The organism is Psychrobacter sp. 1U2 (assembly GCF_051847575.1).
Genome location: NZ_JBPYDC010000658.1, coordinates 1 through 915 on the forward strand (window position 1 = coordinate 1; position 915 = coordinate 915).

Annotated in this window: 1 protein-coding gene; it reads right to left on the reverse strand. The window is 36.5% G+C overall.

Going from position 1 to position 915, the window contains the following annotated elements; all coding sequences use genetic code 11:
* Positions 1-631: 631 nt before the first annotated feature.
* The coding region (locus ACS8FD_RS17920; RefSeq protein WP_439276844.1) for a hypothetical protein at positions 632-915 on the reverse strand (284 nt) is incomplete at its 5' end.

Below are 915 nucleotides of genomic sequence, written 5' to 3' on the forward strand. Positions count from 1 at the left end.
CATGACAACTTTGCAGTACGAACCGGAGGAAGCAGATAAGCAAGAACAAAATGCACCGACTGCCCAAACTGAAGATATTGAAGAGACAGAAAATAAAATCGAAGAAGGTAAAAAAGAAGGTGATAAAGTATCAAAAGAACATGCAGAGTATCATTGAAACCGTGCTCAAACAGCCTCTTTTTTTAATTCGTTTAAACGAATACATGTAAGCCAAAACGTACAGTAAATAGAGCTTTTAGCCTCTAGCTACCCATATCTGTTTACCATACAATAGCTTCATCAACACAAGGATAGGCAAGGATGCAGTGTTGAGACAATAAGTTTATGAGTACAGGTCAGCCCGCTGTTTTATAAGTTATTGTTTATGACTTAGGATGAGTCATCAAGGAAGAACAATAATAATAACATGAAGCGCTAAAGCCCCGAACCAATTGCCCAAGGTTCGGGGCTTTTCTTTGTGAGATAGATAGTTGAAGTTGAATAAAATGTTATTGAGTTTAATGCGCTAGCTGCAAGTACAAAAAAGCATATATATGTAGATACATATATATGCTTTTAGATAAAAACCGTTTATGCACGATAAGATATTAGAACAATAGCACTCATGCTAATGTCACAAAGCCAATTTTATTTATAAATTGGCTTCTTGTTGTGTCAATGGAGCAATTTTGATAGGTACAGCATATAGCCAAGTCATACCAGCGGTACAATAAAACTTTCCATCACGGAAAGATACGATACGAGCGGTAAAATCATTGTCAATTTGATCACTGATAGCACGTGCATCGCTATCATCGTCTACTGCACACCAAATCTTTTTATCGCCACGATTCAGCATTGCTCTTGTTAAGTCGCTGCCAGTCAATTTGTTATTCACGCTTATGTATCCCAAATATAAATTATGATTATGGAGTT